Source organism: Thermomonas sp., assembly GCF_025993755.1.
Lineage (GTDB): Bacteria > Pseudomonadota > Gammaproteobacteria > Xanthomonadales > Xanthomonadaceae > Thermomonas.
Window position 1 is genome coordinate 1 of the sequence record NZ_JAMQHN010000104.1, and the last position, 1,998, is coordinate 1,998.

Sequence of the window (1,998 nt, forward strand, 5' to 3'; positions counted from 1 at the left end):
AGACCCGCAGCTTCTGCACCTGCTGCAGCAGGAGGAACTGCAGCTGCGCGCCATGCGTTCGGTGATGCCGAAGTATTTTGCCGAGGCCTATCGCAGCTATCCGCAGATCCCGGCCGGCACGCTGGAAGCCATTGCCTGGTCGCAGAGCCGCTGGATGCCGCTGCAGCCGGCTGACACGGAGAACCACCACAACCACATGCCCACGGCCTACGGCGTGATGGGCCTGTACGCGGGCGATGGCTTCACCGACCAGGTGACGGCCGCATCGCGTCTCACCGGTCTTTCGACCCAGCTGATCAAGACCGACAGCCGCGCCAACATCCTCGCCGCCGCCGCGCTGCTGGCGCAGGAAATCGGCCGGGCGGGCCTGGGCAGGAATGGCGTCGCGCCGAAGCCCGAGCAGATCAGCCAGGTGCTGGCGCGCTATGCCGGCTTCACGCCGATGCAGGGCGGCAACGCGATCGAGGATTTCGCTCGCCAGAGCTTCGCCTTCGACGTGCTGCTGTCGATGGACCGTGGCGTGAACGAAAAGGGGGCGATCGTGCCTGAGCGCCCGATCCAGTGGGAGCGCGCGTTTGCGCCGGCCCAGCTGGTGACGCTGCGCGCGCCGTTCGTGCGGCTGGACGTCAGCCGTGGCCGCGTCGATGCCGGCAACTACGCGATCGACCCGACCAGCGAGACCATGATCGACCGTCGTACTGGCGCAGGGAGTCGGCAAGTTGCCGGCCCGGACTACAGCCCGGCGATCTGGGATCCGGCCAGTCCCAGCAACTACACCGCATCGCGCAGCGCGGCGATCGGCGCCGTCACCATCCACACGACCCAGGGCAGCTACGCCGGCACGATCTCCTGGTTCAAGAACCCCGCGGCGCAGGTCAGCGCGCACTACGTCATCCGCAGCTCGGACGGACAGGTGACCCAGATGGTGCGCAATGCATACACCGCCTGGCACGTGCGCAGCCACAACAGCTACACGCTCGGCATCGAACACGAGGGCTACATCAGCAACAGCTCCTGGTACACCACGGCGATGTACAACGCCTCCAGCGCGCTGGTGCGCAATTTCTGCGGCAAGTACAGCGCCATCAAGTGCAGCTCGGCCTACAACGGTCCCGCCAGCAGCGGTACCAAGGTGCTGCCGGACTCGGTCAAGATCAAGGGCCACCAGCACTATAGCGGCAACGACCACACCGACCCGGGCATCTACTGGAACTGGTCGCGCTACTACAGCCTGCTCAATCCAGCCCCGGCCGGCACGGCAAAGCTGCTCGACACCTTCGAATCCTCGGTGGGCCACTTCAACACCTCGCCGGCTTATTCGGGCAGCACCACCGGCATCTCCACCGCATCGACCGCACTGCGCTACTGCAGCATGAGCCGCAACGGCAGCTGCTCGCTCCAGGTCAAGCTGGTCGACAACGCCAGCAGTTCGGCCAGCTGGGCGGTGCGCCTGCTCTCCGGCAGCGGATCACCTTCGTCCAACACAACGCTGACCCGCGCCAACGGCAAGGTCGGTTTCTGGGTCTACGCCGGTGGCACCGGGATGTCGGTCGCCGTGGGCGTGGACGACAGCGACGGCACCGAGCGCTCGGTGTCGCGCAGCCTGGCGGCCAACACCTGGACCTACGTCGAATGGAGCCTGACCGACGCCAACCAGTGGGATGCCTGGGTCGGCGGAAACGGTGCGATCACCGCTTCTTCGGTCACCCTCGATGCCATCTGGCTGTATCGCGCCCAGACCAGCTACGACGTGTACGTCTATATCGATGACGTGCGCATCGTGAACTGAACGCCGTCGTCCCCGGCAAGCAGCAGCGGTCCGTGATGGGCTGCTGCTGTTTCCGGAACGGCGCTGTGCGAGCGCCGGGGCCGCGAACCAACCATCGATCGCGCAGGAACGAGGAAGCCCCGCAACGACCTGAATCGTTGCGGGGCTTTGGTTTCGTGGTGGTGGCTCGGGACGGAATCGAACCGCCGACACGGGGATTTTCAATCCCC

1 protein-coding gene is annotated in these 1,998 nt (G+C 66.0%); it reads left to right on the forward strand.

The window, feature by feature from the left end; all coding sequences use genetic code 11:
- Positions 1 to 1,789, forward strand: a 1,789-nt coding sequence (locus Q0X16_RS06895) for a peptidoglycan recognition family protein (protein ID WP_297832426.1), incomplete at its 5' end; no start/stop codon positions are given.
- Positions 1,790 to 1,998: the final 209 nt, after the last annotated feature.